Source organism: Paraburkholderia domus, assembly GCF_905220705.1.
GTDB lineage: Bacteria > Pseudomonadota > Gammaproteobacteria > Burkholderiales > Burkholderiaceae > Paraburkholderia > Paraburkholderia domus.
Genome location: NZ_CAJNAT010000010.1, coordinates 152,515 through 166,242 on the forward strand (window position 1 = coordinate 152,515; position 13,728 = coordinate 166,242).

Here is a 13,728-nt window from a genome sequence, read left to right on the forward strand (position 1 = left end):
CACCATTCGGCCCAGAAAAGAACAACATTTAAGGATATATTTGTGCAGCCCGGCAAGACTTCTATAACGCAGTTGTTCAACGCTCAAGCTCAATATCTGATTCCGGTTTTTCAGCGGGGATATGTATGGGCCCTCGAAAAGCAGGTGGCCCCGCTCTGGGCCGACATCGAAGACCGCGCTCTCAAATTTATCGAACGGAGTGCGGAAAGCGCTAACGTGCCAGTGCATGCGCTCAAACCGCTTCAAAAGCATTTCCTCGGTTCGGTGGTCTTAACTCCTGTGACAGGCACGTTCGGGCGCGTCGCGGCCTTCGAAGTAATTGACGGGCAGCAACGTACGACGACATTGCATCTATTGCTGCTCGCCTTCCGGCATGCAGCAATGCAGGTAAATGCTTCTGCTGTACCAGCCATGCTGGATAGCTTGGTACGCAATCCAGGGCCGTACACGGAGAAAACTGATCACTTTAAGGTTTGGCCCACGCAAGCCGGGCGTTCCGAGATGCGGGCGCTGGATGGCGCGACAGACTGTCTGTCGATATGTCAACAATATCCGGTTAAAGAGGGGAAGCTCCGGCTGGAACGGCCGCTGATGATTCAGAGCTATCTTTATCTCTACCACGCCTGCTTGGCTTTTCTGCAGGGTATTGAATTGGGCGACCCGGTGAGTGAGGAAAGCGATCGAACGCACTCCGATTGTCTCATTCACGACATCCGTAACAAGAATGTGATTCCTGCGGTAGGCGACGCAGTGCTTTTGCAGCCTCATCGTGCTGAGGCGCTTTATATGGCATTGACGGACTTGGTTCAGATCATGACTTTGACGTTGGAGGCGGAAGACGACCCGCAAGTCATTTTCGAGACGTTGAACGCACGAGGCGAGCCCTTACTTGCTTCTGACTTAGTGCGGAATTTCGTTTTTCTCGACGCTGCACGCCGGGGGCAAGACGTGGGCTCTCTTTATGAGACGCGTTGGCGAGATTTCGACGAACAGCGGGATCAGCACCAAACTGTATCGGCTAATCGGTATTGGCGAGAAAAGGTCCGGCAAGGGCGCATCACGTATCCACGTATCGACTTGTTTTTCTTTCATTACACGGTTCTCCGGCGCGGGCAGGAAACCAAGGTTAGCCATGTATTCCAAGGCTTTAAGGACTGGTGGCAGGGTGAGTCGCGCGATATCGACACGGAGCTGGCCAGAGTGGTCCAAAGTAGTCGACATTTCCGCGAGTTGATTTCACCAGATGGCGATGATTATTTGGCGGAGTTTGCACGGTTAGTAAGAGTGCTGGATGTCAGCACGCTCACACCAGCGTACTTAGCTCTTCGCGAACGGTACTCGAAAACTGATCCGGAACTGAAACAGGCGGTGGGTGACTTGGCATCGTACATTACGCGACGAGCCATCTGCGGATTCACTACCAAAGGCTACAACAGAATCTTTTTGCGTTTGCTTACTGAGGTTGTCGCATCCGATACTCCTGCCGAATCCCTTCGCAGCTACTTGCTAAAACTCTCGGGTCATAGCCAATGCTGGCCGACTGACGCTGAGTTTAGCGAGGCTTGGTTGAGTCGCCCGGTATATGAGCTTCTTCGGCCCGGGAAGGTAAGTGCGGTCTTGCGGGCCGTCGAACTCGCGTCGCGCACGTCCAGGCAGGAGACGACGTGGACTCCTCAAATCGAAACGTTGACCGTTGAACATGTTATGCCGCAGTCTTGGCAAAAGACCACTTACTACACGTTGCCAGACGATGATCAAGCGATGATCGCGGCACGAAAGGTGGCCGTTCAGTCGTTCGGAAATCTTACGCTGCTAACTCAGCCGTTGAATAGCTCTGTTAGCAATGGCCCTTTCGCGGATCGGATCGAGGGTGAGAACACTGTCGCGGGGAAACGCACGAAGTTCCTCGAAAGTCTGCTGCTGCTAAACGCCTACTTCCAGCACAACACTGTTGCAAAGTGGGATGATGAAGAGATCAGCAAGCGAGGTCAACATCTTCTCGGGAAGGCGCTGAAGATTTGGTCGCGTCCATAACATTCGCGCCGCGTTACAGCGGGAAAGAGGAAATGGCCGGAAGGCCCGAAGTTCTGAGACTCGCATTTGTCGGCCAACCGACAACCTGCGCTGAAACGACGTTCGCTGCTTGTTGCCTGAGGCTGGCTGGATCATTCCAATCTCAGGTGAACCGAGGTCGGATCGATGACCCTGATTTCGGAGCCCATGGAGATTGCGTCGTTCGGGCACTCGGGCTCGCATACGTCGCAATTGTGTAGAAACGTCTTGCTGCTCATGGCTTGGCATGCTATCTGGACTTTGCGCGCTGCACAATTTGCAACACCTGTGCAACTCAGCCGCAACACGCAAACATGATTTTTGGGCAATCATGCGCAACCGTCGATAGGCTGAAAAAGCTATAATGTATTGTTTTTTCTAGGAAAGTTGGTGGCAGTATGGCCCTGATGATTACCGACGAGTGCATCAATTGCGACGTGTGCGAGCCCGAGTGCCCGAACGACGCGATTTCGATGGGCCCGGAAATCTACGTGATCGACCCGAAGAAATGCACCGAGTGTGTCGGCCATTTCGACGAGCCCCAGTGTATTCAGGTGTGTCCGGTCGAGTGCATTCCGCGCGACCCTGAGCATCTGGAGACGGCGGAAGGTTTGATGGCGAAGTATCACGCGCTACAGGCGGCGAAGGGCGCGTGAGTGTTGAATGACGATTGAAAACGGCGAGGCACCTGCCTCGCCGTTTTCTTTTGCGGCAACGCTTTCTGATGAGCGTGCGTGGTTATGCCGATCGTTTATCCGACGTAAGCGCCGAAAATGTCGCGCAGTGCATCCAGCAGAATGTCGCATTCGGCGTCGGTGCCGACTGAGATTCGCAGATGCTGGTCGATTCGCGCCGCTTTGAAGTGGCGCACGAAGATTTCCTTGTCCCTTAGCCGTGCCACGAGCGTCGCCGCGTCGTAGCCTTCGTGGCGCGCGAACAGCAGATTCGCCGCCGACGGCACTACCTCGAAGCCGAGTGCCGTTAAGCCAGCAGCCAGCCGCTCACGGCTCGCAATCACTCTGGCGCAGTTGTCGCGGAACCACGCATCGTCCTCATAGGCAGCGACGGCCGCGACTTGCGCCAGACGGTCGAGCGGATACGAGTTGAAGCTGTCCTTCACGCGGTTCAGCGCGTCGATCAGTTCCGGATTACCGAACGCGAAGCCGACGCGCATGCCGGCCAGCGAACGCGATTTCGATACCGTTTGAATGACCAGCAGGTTGGGATAGCGGTCGATCAGGGTGATGGCCGACTCGGCGCCGAAATCGACATAGGCCTCGTCGATGACCACGACCGATTCGGTATTTTTCGCCACCAGCCGCTCGATATCGGCGAGTGGTAGCGGTCGTCCAGTCGGCGCGTTCGGGTTCGGGAACAGCACGCCGCCGTTGGGTGCTGTGTAGTCGTCGACCTTGATGGCGAAGCTGTCGTCGAGCGCGATGGTCCGATAGTCGACATCAAAGAGCCGCGCGTAGGTCGGATAGAAGCTGTACGTGATATCCGGGAACAGCAACGGCGCATCGTGCTTCAGCAATGCCTGAAAGGTGAGCGCGAGCACTTCGTCCGAGCCGTTGCCCACGAACACTTGCTCCGCACGAATGCCGTGGTACGCGGCTACCGTTTCGCGCAACTTTCGCGCGGTCGGGTCGGGATAGCGCCGCAGCGACTCGCCCGCACCGCTCAGTTCCTTCTGAATCGCTTCAAGCACGCGTGGCGACGGCGGATAAGGATTCTCGTTGGTGTTCAGCTTCACTGGATGCGCAACCACGGGCTGCTCGCCCGGCACATACGGCGTCAGACGGTGAACGATGTCACTCCAGTAGCGGCTCAAGCGATTCTCCTGTCGAAGGCGATACGGGGATTCGGGTGCGGGCAGGGCGCGCTCAGGGATTATTGCGATGCAGTTGCATCGTCGCCCGTTCAAGCTCGCCCTGGATGATCTGCGGCATCACGGCCAACGAACGTTCAATCGACGCATCGATCACGTCCTGCTCTTCCCGTCGCGGCGGCTTCAGCACGTAATTGGCGACGTCTGGCTTGGCGCCGGCGCGCGCGCTTTCGGGAATCAGGTCGCGCGGATGGCCGATGCCGATCCGCAGCCGCCAATATTGTTGTGACGACAGATGCGCGGTGATGTCTTTCAGGCCGTTATGGCCGCCGCTGCCGCCACCGAGCTTCAGCTTGACACTGCCGGGCGGCATATCGAGTTCGTCGTGCGCGACCAGAATTTCGTCCGGAAGAATCTTGAAGAACTGCGCGACCGCCACGACCGACTGCCCCGAGCGGTTCATATACGTCTGCGGTTCCAGCAGATGCACTTCTTCACCGTGAAGCCGGGCCTTCGCATAGAAACCGTGGAAGCGCCGCTCGTCGCGCATTGTCGCGCCTGCTTCGCGCGCCAATTGATCGACCAGCCAGAAGCCGGCATTGTGGCGCGTCGCGGTGTATTCAGCGCCCGGATTGCCGAGCCCGACGATCAGCTTGATCATGATTGTGTAGGTCCATCTGGCCTAGGAGCCGAACGCGGCCGAGCCGAAAAAAACCGAAAAAAAACCCGCCGGGGCGAACCTCGGCGGGTCACATCGACCGTTTTACAAAAACGGATCGAGAGGATTGCTCGCTCAGTGCAGCTTAGGCAGCCGGCTTTTCGCCTTCGCCTTCAGCAGCAGCGGCGTCGCCTTCAGCGATTGCGCCAGCCGGGATCGTTGCCAATGCGACGACCGGGTTTTCTGCTTCAACGTGAGCAACCAGTGCCACGCCTGCCGGCAGGACGATGTCCTTAGCGTGCAGCGAGTGACCAGCTTCGATCTTCACCAGGTCGACTTCGAGGAATTCCGGCAGTGCCGACGGCAGGCACTCGATTTCGATTTCGTTGATGACGTGCGAGATCACCGCGCCCGACAGCTTCACTGCCGGGTTGGTTTCCTGGTTCATGAAGTGCAGCGGCACCTTGGTGTGCAGCTTCTTCTTCGCGTCGACACGTTGGAAGTCCACGTGCAGCACGAGCTGACGGAACGGGTGGTATTGCACGTCGCGCAGCAGAACCTGTTGCGACTTGCCGGCCACTTCCAATTCGAGGATCGACGAATGGAAAACTTCTTTCTTCAGCGCGTGCCACAGCGCGTTGTGGTCCAGTTCGACCAATTGCGTTTCAGCACCAGCGCCATATACGATGCCCGGGGTCTTGCCCGAGATACGCAGGCGGCGGCTCGCACCCGTACCTTGCAAAGAACGCTCGAAAGCGACTACTTTCATATTGAATCTCCAATGCACTGCCCGCGACCAGGCAGTAAAAACGGGGCCTCCAAGCCGTTATGGCTGAGGCCCCAGAGCGATGGCACGAACCTTCGTTCGTTCATGCCAATTGTGCAAAAGCGCAGCGTGCGGTACTGCAACGCGCGCTGCGCCTTCGCAAATACTTAACTTTCAGCGAACAGCGACATCACCGAATCGCCGCGGCGAATCCGCGAGAACGTTTCGGCGAGCAGGCCGGCGCTGGTCAGCGAACGGATCTTGGCGCACGAGCGGGCTTCTTCGCCGAGCGGGATCGTATCGGTGACAACGAGTTCGTCGAGTGCCGAAGCTGCAATACGCTCGCCTGCACCGCCCGACAGAACCGGGTGGGTGGCGTAAGCGAATACCTGCTTCGCACCGCGTTCCTTCAAAACCTGAGCTGCCTTGCAAAGCGTGCCTGCGGTGTCGACCATGTCGTCCATGATCACGCAGGTGCGGCCTTCGACTTCACCGATGATGTTCATCACTTCGGCGACGTTCGCCTTCGGGCGGCGCTTGTCGATGATCGCGAGATCGCAGTTCAGTTGCTTGGCCAATGCACGGGCACGCACCACGCCGCCGACGTCCGGCGAAACGACCAGCAGGTTCTCGTAGTTCTGCTTGCGCAGATCGCCGAGCAGCACGGGCGTAGCGTAGATATTGTCGACCGGGATGTCGAAGAAGCCTTGAATCTGGTCGGCGTGCAGATCCATCGTAATGATCCGCTCGACGCCGGCGATTTCCAGCATGTTCGCCACGATCTTCGCCGAGATGGCGACGCGCGCCGAACGGGGGCGTCGATCTTGACGGGCATAACCGAAGTAGGGGATGGCTGCGGTGATCCGGCCAGCGGATGCGCGCTTGAGCGCATCGACCATGATCATCAGTTCCATCAGATTGTCATTCGCCGGCGCGCAGGTGGACTGCAGGACGAATACATCCTTGCCACGCACGTTTTCCTGAATCTCGACCTGGATTTCGCCGTCCGAGAAACGGCTAACCATTGCTTTGCCGAGGGGAATACCGAGGATATTGACGACTTCCTGTGCAAGCGCGGGATTTGCGTTGCCAGTAAAAACCATCAGGCCGTCATGGCTGCTCATCGTGCACCTACTTCAGGCTGGGGGCGAGGGAAATGCGAGAAATTTTGGCAGGGGAGGAAGGAGTCGAACCTTCGAATGCCGGAATCAAAATCCGGTGCCTTAACCAACTTGGCGACTCCCCTACACTAACTTTGAGCTTCACCGAACGAGGGAGCGTTCGACGATGCAAAACTTTATGACGCGAAAGTAAAGAGTGGATGCTGATCGAGACCTGCAGTCACTGCGCTGTTCCATTCGCCCGGCAGTTTGGCTTGCGCCGCTTCTGCTTCAGCTTTACTACGGAACGCTGCAAATACACTTGCACCTGATCCAGACATCCGCGCTGGCGCGATGTTTTCAAACCACCGCAGCACTTGCGCTACTTCCGCGTATTTTCCCACGACAACCTGCTGCATGTCATTCCGGCCAAAACTTTCTGGCCATTCAGTGTTGCAGCTAAGTTCTGCAGGAAAGTCCATAATTATGAGGGGTTTCGAATCTCTTGTCAACGTTTTTTCGGAAAAAATCGCTGCAGTTGGAACCTGAACCCTCGGCGTCACTACTAGGAAATGGCGCGGCGGCAATTGTACAACGTCTAAAGCTTCTCCGACACCCTCTGCGAACGCATTTTTCCCAAAAATAAAAAACGGCACGTCGGCACCGAGCTTCAAGGCCAGCTCTTGCAACTCCAGTCGCGGCAAATCGAGCTTCCAGAGACGGTTTAGCGCGAGCAGCGTGGTGGCCGCATCGGAACTGCCGCCGCCGAGGCCCGCGCCCATCGGCAGACGCTTCTCGATTTCAATATCGACACCCGCGGGCGAGCCCGTATGCGCCTTCAGGAGCGTTGCTGCGCGCACAGTGAGGTCGTGTTCCGGCGGCACGTCGGCGATTTCGGTGCTGCGCGTGATGAGCCCGTCGTCGCGCCGCTTGAAATGCAGGGTGTCGCCCCAGTCGAGCAACTGGAAGACGGTTTGCAGCGTGTGATAGCCGTCCGGCCGGCGGCCGGTGATGTGCAGGAAGAGGTTGAGTTTCGCTGGCGCGAGGCAATCGCGCAGCGAATCGGTCGTTTCAATCATGAGTCAGGGTTGCATGCGCCATAGCGGCGCCGAAGAAGCGGCAAGGGTCGTGCAAACAGGCGCGACTACTGATCCAGCACGAGCTTGATGTCGATCGGTGGTTGCGAACGGCTCAGGTTCACGCGCTTCACGCCGGTTGCCGGCGCATCGGCATACGCCAGGTAGTCGATCGTCCAGCCGTCCTGCGTGATCTGCTTCAGACGCGAGGGCTGCTCCGGATCCTGCTCAGTCCTGGCACGCGAAGTCGGCGCCGGCGAAGGCTGCAGCCAATAGCGCAGCCCTTCGACTGGCAGCGTGAAGCCGAGCGCGTTCTGCATCAGCGTGGAAACGTTGTCGGCGGTGAGCGGTTGGCGGTTCGGCAGTTCGAGCGTGGCTGATGCAGGCGACGAAGTCACGATCGCCAGCGTTTGGCCGAGCGGATTGCGCAATTGCAGTGTGACCGTGTCACCCGTTTCTTGCCAGGTGAAGTTGCCATAGGCATTGCGCTGCTGGCCGTTCTGATCGTCGTACTGGACCGCGAAACGACCTTGATAAGCACGCGAAGTCTGCGCTGTGACAGATGTCGCAGCATTCGACATGGACGGCCCCTGCGGCTTCACCGATGCACAACCGGTCAATGCGACAACCGCTGCCGCTACGAGTCCGAGCGCCGCGCCACGCGGCGCCCGGGGGTAGGAAATCAAGCGGGAAAGACGCATCAAAGATCGTTTACCTGAAGACGTTGCAGCGTTTTAACAAGCGTGTCGTTGTCCGGTTCCAGCTTGCGTGCGTCGCGGAACGCGGCGCGGGCCTGATCCTGCGCGCCGGTTTTCCACAACACTTCGCCGAGGTGCGCGCCGATTTCGGCGTTCGGCTGGAGGTCGTATGCTTTGCGCAGCAACTTGATTGCATCAGACGTTTCGCCCATCCGGTACTTGACCCAGCCGACGCTGTCCATGATGAATGCGTCGTTCGGCGCCAGCGATGACGCCTTCTCGACCAGCTTGTCCGCTTCCGCGAGGCGCTGATTGCGATCGGCCAGCGAATAGCCGAGCGCGTTGTAAGCCTGCGGGTTGTCCGGCTGCGTCTGAATCAGCTTGCGCAGCTGCGCTTCCATGACGTCGTAATGGCCGTTCTTCTCGGCGGCCATAGCGTAGTCGTAGGTGAGATCGGGATCGTCGGGGTAGGCGGCCGTTGCCTGTTGCAGGCGTGCTTCCGCCTCCGGGTAGCGCTTTGCGTCGAACAGAATGGCTGCGTCGGTGCGTGCAATCAGCGCCTGATCGCGTGGATCGGGTGCCGGCAGGCCGGCCAGCAGCTTGCGCGCGTCTTCAGTCTTGCCCTGCTTGGCGAGCAGTTGCGCACGCGTGATCTGTGCCGGCACGTATTGCTGGCTCGACGGCGAAATCTTGTTCAGCCAGTCGCCCGCCGTCGCTTCGTTCTTCTGTTCGAGCGACAGCTGCGCAAGATAGATATACGCCTGGCCCGGATCGGCCCCCGGCGTTTTTTCAGCTTGCTGCGCATACTGGGTGAGGTAGCTCTGCGCGTCGTTGAAATTCTTCTGCTGGATCTTGATCAGCGCGAGCGCCATTAGCGGCGTGAGCTCACTCGCGTTGTTCTTGTGCATGATCTCGAACTGCTTTTGCGCGTCGTCCAGACGGTCGCTCGCGAGATACATCTGCGCGAGCGCGAGACGCGCGTCATGCGATTTCGGATTCTGCTGCACGAACTTTTCGAGCGACGCAATACCTTCCTTGCGCTCCTCCGGGCCCATCTGCGACAGCGTCAGCGCGGCCGGCAAATAGTCCGGCTTGAGGGTGAGCGCCTGTTCGAGCGACTTGCGCGCGCCCGGTGCGTCGTCTGAAACGAGCTGCTGGCGTGCGATGGCCAGTTGCGCCTCCGGCCGGTTCAGGTCGTTCTTCAGCAGGTCCTGCAGCACATGCAAACCGCCGATCCGGTTCGGACCGCGCGAGAGCAGCAGCTGCAGCGCCAGCATTGCGCTGCCGCGATTGTCGGCAGGTACTTTCGCGAGTTCACGGGCGAGGATCGGCGCGGCTTCATCAGGCTTGCCGGACAGCACGAGCAGCGACGCGTCGAGTTGCGCGGCGCGTTCCGAATCCGGCGCATACTGCTGCCACAACTGCGCGGCGGCCAAAGCGTCCGACGGGCTTTGCGCGGCCAGCGCGATTTCCGTGGCGCGTTGCGCCATGCGCGGATCGTGCGTGTCGCGCGCGAGCGCGAGGTAGGTCTGATAGGCGGGCGCCGGCTGGTCGCGTTGCAACGCGACTTCAGCAGCGAGCACCTGGAATACGATCTGGCTGGACAGCGGCACGCCCGGCAGAGACTTCAGGTCTTCTGCCGATGCAGGGCCGAGCGGGTCCGGCAGGGTGACGGACGTGTCATCCGAGTCCGGCGATGGGTCCTGCGCGTGCGCGGGCACGGCAGCTAGGGCCCAGACCGCGAGCGCGGCGGCACCGAGCATGCGGCGAGCGGACACGGCGTGCGGCACGCGGGATGCGCTAGCCGGGCGCTTCGAAAACAGCTTCACGAAGGACAAGTTCATGGAAATCCGTTCAATGTTTCGGACGATTGTAACGCGCTCGCTACAATACGCGCACAACCAACGACGCAAGTTGTAGACCAGTTAGACATGCCAGAGTTGCCAGAAGTTGAGGTTACCCGAAGGGGAATCGAACCGTATGTGTCCGGCCGCAAGGTTGAACGCGTCGATGTACGCACGCCCGCGCTGCGTTGGCCGATTCCGGCGGACCTTGCGAAAACCTTGCGCGGCAGCGTGGTGCGCAAGGTCGAGCGGCGGGGCAAGTATCTGCTGTTCGAAATCGACGCCGGCTGGTTCATTGTGCATCTGGGCATGACCGGCACGCTGCGTGTGCTGCGCCATGTGCCGAAGCCGCCGGCCGCGGCAAAACACGATCACATCGACTGGATTTTCGACGAATTCATTTTGCGTTATCGCGATCCGCGGCGCTTCGGCGCAGTGCTGTGGCACCCGCGTGAAGCCGGCGACGTGCTCGAGCATCCGCTGCTCGCGAGCCTCGGTGTCGAGCCGTTTTCGCCGGCGTTCTCCGGCGCGTTGATGCACCGGCTCACGCGTGGGCGCAAGGTATCGGTGAAGCAGGCATTGCTGGCGGGGGAGATCGTGGTCGGCGTGGGTAATATCTACGCATCCGAAAGCCTCTTTCGCGCCGGTATCCGGCCCACCACCGCGGCGGGCCGCGTCTCGCTCGTTCGCTATGATCTGCTGGCGGATGCTGTGCGCGTCACACTCGCCGCAGCGATCGAGAAGGGCGGCAGCACGCTGCGCGATTTCGTCGGCAGCGATGGTGAAAGCGGCTACTTCCAGCTCGACTATTTCGTTTATGATCGCGCGGGGCTGCCATGCCGAGTGTGTGCAACGCCGATCAAACAGATCGTGCAGGGGCAGCGTTCTACCTACTTCTGTCCCACCTGCCAGCGCTAATTTTTCAATGCCTTCTCGCATAAGTCCGTCCGCCCCACCCGCTGTACCCGCTTTTCCAGTCATGTCTGATTTTTCCGCGCGGCTGATTGCGTGGCAGCGCCAGCACGGCCGTCACGATCTGCCATGGCAGAACACCCGCGATCCGTATCGCATCTGGCTGTCGGAAATCATGCTGCAGCAGACCCAGGTGTCGACGGTGATTCCGTATTACGCGAAGTTTCTCGCGCGTTGTCCGGATGTAGCCTCGCTCGCCGCCGCGCCGTCAGACGATGTGATGGCATTGTGGGCCGGCCTCGGCTATTACTCTCGCGCGCGCAATCTGCACCGTTGCGCACAGACGGTAGTCGAGCAGCACGGCGGCGTGTTTCCCGCATCGGCCGACGCGCTTGCGGAATTGCCGGGCATTGGCCGCTCGACGGCGGCGGCGATCGCCTCTTTCGCGTTCGGCGCGCGCGCGACGATTCTCGACGGCAACGTGAAGCGCGTGTTGGCGCGGGTTTTCGGCGTCGAAGGTTTTCCGGGTGAAAAGAAAGTTGAGAACGCGATGTGGACGCTGGCGGAATCGCTGCTGCCGTCCAACGCGTCGGACGACGATGTCAGTGCGTACACGCAGGGCCTGATGGACCTCGGCGCAACGTTATGTGTGCGAGGCAAGCCGGACTGCCTGCGCTGCCCATTCGCCGCCGACTGCGTGGCCAATGTGACCGGACGTCAGCGTGAACTGCCCACGGCACGACCGAAGAAAGCTGTGCCGACGCGCCGCACATGGATGCTGGTGCTGCGCGACGGTAACGCCGTGATGCTGGAAAAGCGTCCGCCTTCAGGTATCTGGGGCGGTTTGTGGAGCCTGCCCGAAGCCGCTGACGAAGCCGCGCTCGCCGCGCGTGCACGCGCCTTCGGTGGTGACGGAGAGGTCTCGCCGCTCGCACCGCTGACGCACGTGTTCACGCATTTCAAGCTGGATATCGAACCGCGGCTCGCTGAACTGGATCGCGGCGTGGGCGCATTGGCTGTGCTGGGCGACGCGGACACCGCATGGGTCGCGTTAGGCGATCTCGACTCGTTCGGTGTGCCCGCGCCGGTGCGCAAGCTGCTCGATAGTCTGCACGGCTCGCTGCTCTAGCCGACCCAGAGCAAAAAGCACGTCAAATCAAAGCAGCTGATGCTGCTGCATATAGTGATGAACTACGTCGATTCGCGCGCCGGCGTCTTGCAATTCCATCAGCTTTTGCCTTGCACGAAGGGCGATCGGCAACACTTCCGCGAGACGGTTCGACACCCATGACGGATCTTCCAGCCTGAACGGTTCCGCGAACGGCAAGCTGTCCGGGTCGCGTTCCCGAATCGTTGCGATGATCCGTTCGAGCACTTCCGCGCATGCGCCGAATTTGGCCAGTTGCTCATTGCCCTCGAGCGGTATGTCTTCTCCGAGCGGCTCTGCCATACCGACCAGCAAGCCGCTACTCTCTACGCGATGCGACAGCAGGCGAAACCGCCGCGTGCCGCGCGCCCGAATCAGCAGCATGCCGAAGGCTTCGACATCGCACTCTTCAATTTCGGCGAGACAGCCAATTGCTTCGGGCACCGAAGGCTCTTCTTCGCGCGCCACTTCTGCGCCGCTTTTCAGCAGACAGACACCGAATGGCGTTTTTTCACGCAGACAGTCGCGCGCCATATCGAGGTAGCGCGCTTCGAAGATCTTCAGCGGCAATAGTCCGTCGGGGAACAGCACCGTATGCAGCGGGAACAGCGGCACATCGGCAAGCACAGTAGCAGAGGACATGGCGCAACGCTTCGAGTTGAGGCCGCGCGGCGCGGCCGGTTAAGCCACTAACTTGGATGATTCGTCGGCATTCACCGGCGCATCGCGGTGCCGCACAATGACATTCGCTGAAGCTGCGAGACGCGCGGCGAGCGTCTCCGCAATGAACACAGAGCGGTGCTGGCCGCCTGTGCAACCAATCGCGACCGTCAGATAACTGCGGTTGTCGTCACGGAAATGCGGCAGCCATTTGGCGAGAAACTTTTCGATATCGTCGATCATTTCATGCACGACCGGCAGCGCGTCGAGAAAATCGATCACCGGTTTGTCGAGGCCGGTGAGCGCCCGCAATTCATGATCGTAGTACGGGTTCGGCAGCGTGCGTACGTCGAAAACAAAATCGGCGTCGAGCGGCACGCCGCGTTTGAAGCCGAAGGACTCGAACATCAGCACGAGCCCCGCATCTTCCTGCTCGATGAAGCGTTTGACCCATGCACGCAGCACGTTCGCGCGCAGATTGCTAGTGTCGATCTGATGGCCGAATTCGGCAAGGCCCGCCACGAGTTCGCGTTCGCGTTCGATCGCTTCGGCGAGCGACGTCAATACGCCGACACCTGCATCTTGCGCCGTGGAACCGGACAGCGGATGGCGGCGGCGCGTTTCGGAGAAGCGTTGAATCAGCGACTGCGTGCTTGCGTTCAGGAAGAGTACACGTACGTCGTGGGCGCGCGACAGGTCGCGAATCATTGCGGGCATTTCATCGAGCGAAGCGCTCGAGCGCGCGTCGATGGCGACCGCGAGGCGTTCATGGCCGTCGTCGGCGAGAAAGTTGGCCAGTTGCGGCAAAAAACGCGGCGGCAGATTGTCGACGCAGTAATAGCCTGCGTCTTCAAGCGCGTTCAGGGCAACTGACTTGCCGGAGCCGGAAATACCGGTGATCAGGATTATGCGCATGGAATCGTGAAATCCGTACAGTTCATCATAGCATCTGGTGCGCGTGCCGCCGCAGCCTGCCGTTGGCTGCTG

The 13,728-nt window shown here is 59.8% G+C and carries 13 protein-coding genes and 1 tRNA gene; 4 read left to right on the plus strand and 10 right to left on the minus strand.

What is annotated here, in order from left to right; translation table 11 throughout:
- Nucleotides 1–42: 42 nt before the first annotated feature.
- Nucleotides 43–2,034, plus strand: coding sequence for a DUF262 domain-containing protein (locus tag KHO31_RS19355; RefSeq protein WP_211623971.1), 1,992 nt, complete (start codon nt 43–45; stop codon nt 2,032–2,034).
- 416 nt (nt 2,035–2,450) lie between these two features.
- The gene (locus KHO31_RS19360) at nt 2,451–2,708 is read left to right on the plus strand and encodes a YfhL family 4Fe-4S dicluster ferredoxin (RefSeq protein ID WP_054035799.1); all 258 of its coding nucleotides are present in this window, start codon (nt 2,451–2,453) and stop codon (nt 2,706–2,708) included.
- A 95-nt stretch (nt 2,709–2,803) separates the two neighbouring features.
- Here KHO31_RS19360 and hisC read toward each other — a convergent pair whose 3' ends face one another.
- The 8 genes from hisC to KHO31_RS19400 form a co-directional block, all read right to left on the minus strand.
- Nucleotides 2,804–3,883 (minus strand): histidinol-phosphate transaminase, encoded by a 1,080-nt coding sequence (gene hisC, locus KHO31_RS19365; RefSeq protein WP_201085872.1) that lies wholly within the window; start codon nt 3,881–3,883, stop codon nt 2,804–2,806.
- Nucleotides 3,884–3,935: 52 nt separating this feature from the next.
- Entirely contained in the window at nt 3,936–4,541 is a 606-nt protein-coding gene (pth, locus tag KHO31_RS19370; RefSeq protein ID WP_201072316.1) for an aminoacyl-tRNA hydrolase, read from the minus strand.
- Between the two features lie 142 nt (nt 4,542–4,683).
- Nucleotides 4,684–5,307, minus strand: coding sequence for a 50S ribosomal protein L25/general stress protein Ctc (locus KHO31_RS19375; protein ID WP_211623973.1), 624 nt, complete (start codon nt 5,305–5,307; stop codon nt 4,684–4,686).
- A gap of 164 nt (nt 5,308–5,471) precedes the next feature.
- Nucleotides 5,472–6,428: a ribose-phosphate pyrophosphokinase gene (locus tag KHO31_RS19380; RefSeq protein ID WP_074285517.1), complete on the minus strand. Its 957-nt coding sequence runs from the start codon at nt 6,426–6,428 to the stop codon at nt 5,472–5,474.
- 45 nt (nt 6,429–6,473) lie between these two features.
- A tRNA-Gln gene (locus tag KHO31_RS19385) sits at nt 6,474–6,550 on the minus strand.
- Between the two features lie 51 nt (nt 6,551–6,601).
- Entirely contained in the window at nt 6,602–7,483 is an 882-nt protein-coding gene (gene ispE / locus KHO31_RS19390; protein WP_201085871.1) for a 4-(cytidine 5'-diphospho)-2-C-methyl-D-erythritol kinase, read from the minus strand.
- Between the two features lie 65 nt (nt 7,484–7,548).
- On the minus strand, nt 7,549–8,181 hold the full coding sequence (gene lolB, locus KHO31_RS19395) for a lipoprotein insertase outer membrane protein LolB (RefSeq protein ID WP_201072322.1): 633 nt from the start codon (nt 8,179–8,181) through the stop codon (nt 7,549–7,551).
- Nucleotides 8,181–10,022: a tetratricopeptide repeat protein gene (locus KHO31_RS19400; RefSeq protein WP_211623975.1), complete on the minus strand. Its 1,842-nt coding sequence runs from the start codon at nt 10,020–10,022 to the stop codon at nt 8,181–8,183. Before KHO31_RS19400 ends, lolB begins: the two co-directional genes overlap by 1 nt.
- Before the next feature lie 87 nt (nt 10,023–10,109).
- Between KHO31_RS19400 and mutM the strand changes: the two genes are divergently transcribed.
- Nucleotides 10,110–10,940 (plus strand): bifunctional DNA-formamidopyrimidine glycosylase/DNA-(apurinic or apyrimidinic site) lyase, encoded by an 831-nt coding sequence (gene mutM, locus KHO31_RS19405; protein WP_201072326.1) that lies wholly within the window; start codon nt 10,110–10,112, stop codon nt 10,938–10,940.
- A gap of 7 nt (nt 10,941–10,947) precedes the next feature.
- Nucleotides 10,948–12,063 carry an A/G-specific adenine glycosylase gene (gene mutY, locus KHO31_RS19410; protein ID WP_201072328.1) on the plus strand — a complete coding sequence of 372 codons (1,116 nt, stop codon included), beginning with the start codon at nt 10,948–10,950 and terminating at the stop codon, nt 12,061–12,063.
- Between the two features lie 27 nt (nt 12,064–12,090).
- Here mutY and KHO31_RS19415 read toward each other — a convergent pair whose 3' ends face one another.
- Together KHO31_RS19415 and rapZ are read right to left on the minus strand one after the other, a co-directional pair.
- Nucleotides 12,091–12,723 carry an LON peptidase substrate-binding domain-containing protein gene (locus KHO31_RS19415; protein ID WP_201072330.1) on the minus strand — a complete coding sequence of 211 codons (633 nt, stop codon included), beginning with the start codon at nt 12,721–12,723 and terminating at the stop codon, nt 12,091–12,093.
- A gap of 39 nt (nt 12,724–12,762) precedes the next feature.
- Complete coding sequence (gene rapZ / locus KHO31_RS19420) at nt 12,763–13,656, minus strand: RNase adapter RapZ (RefSeq protein ID WP_201072331.1); 894 nt, start codon at nt 13,654–13,656, stop codon at nt 12,763–12,765.
- Nucleotides 13,657–13,728: the final 72 nt, after the last annotated feature.

What these genes read in the sequence shown, in the direction of transcription:
- KHO31_RS19360 (WP_054035799.1), top strand. Translation starts at nt 2,451, where the DNA reads ATGGCCCTGATGATTACCGACGAGTGCATCAATTGCGACGTGTGCGAG.
- pth (WP_201072316.1), bottom strand. Translation starts at nt 4,541, where the DNA reads ATGATCAAGCTGATCGTCGGGCTCGGCAATCCGGGCGCTGAATACACC.
- KHO31_RS19375 (WP_211623973.1), bottom strand. Translation starts at nt 5,307, where the DNA reads ATGAAAGTAGTCGCTTTCGAGCGTTCTTTGCAAGGTACGGGTGCGAGC.
- KHO31_RS19380 (WP_074285517.1), bottom strand. Translation starts at nt 6,428, where the DNA reads ATGAGCAGCCATGACGGCCTGATGGTTTTTACTGGCAACGCAAATCCC.
- ispE (WP_201085871.1), bottom strand. Translation starts at nt 7,483, where the DNA reads ATGATTGAAACGACCGATTCGCTGCGCGATTGCCTCGCGCCAGCGAAA.
- lolB (WP_201072322.1), bottom strand. Translation starts at nt 8,181, where the DNA reads ATGCGTCTTTCCCGCTTGATTTCCTACCCCCGGGCGCCGCGTGGCGCG.
- KHO31_RS19400 (WP_211623975.1), bottom strand. Translation starts at nt 10,022, where the DNA reads ATGAACTTGTCCTTCGTGAAGCTGTTTTCGAAGCGCCCGGCTAGCGCA.
- mutM (WP_201072326.1), top strand. Translation starts at nt 10,110, where the DNA reads ATGCCAGAGTTGCCAGAAGTTGAGGTTACCCGAAGGGGAATCGAACCG.
- mutY (WP_201072328.1), top strand. Translation starts at nt 10,948, where the DNA reads ATGCCTTCTCGCATAAGTCCGTCCGCCCCACCCGCTGTACCCGCTTTT.
- KHO31_RS19415 (WP_201072330.1), bottom strand. Translation starts at nt 12,723, where the DNA reads ATGTCCTCTGCTACTGTGCTTGCCGATGTGCCGCTGTTCCCGCTGCAT.
- rapZ (WP_201072331.1), bottom strand. Translation starts at nt 13,656, where the DNA reads ATGCGCATAATCCTGATCACCGGTATTTCCGGCTCCGGCAAGTCAGTT.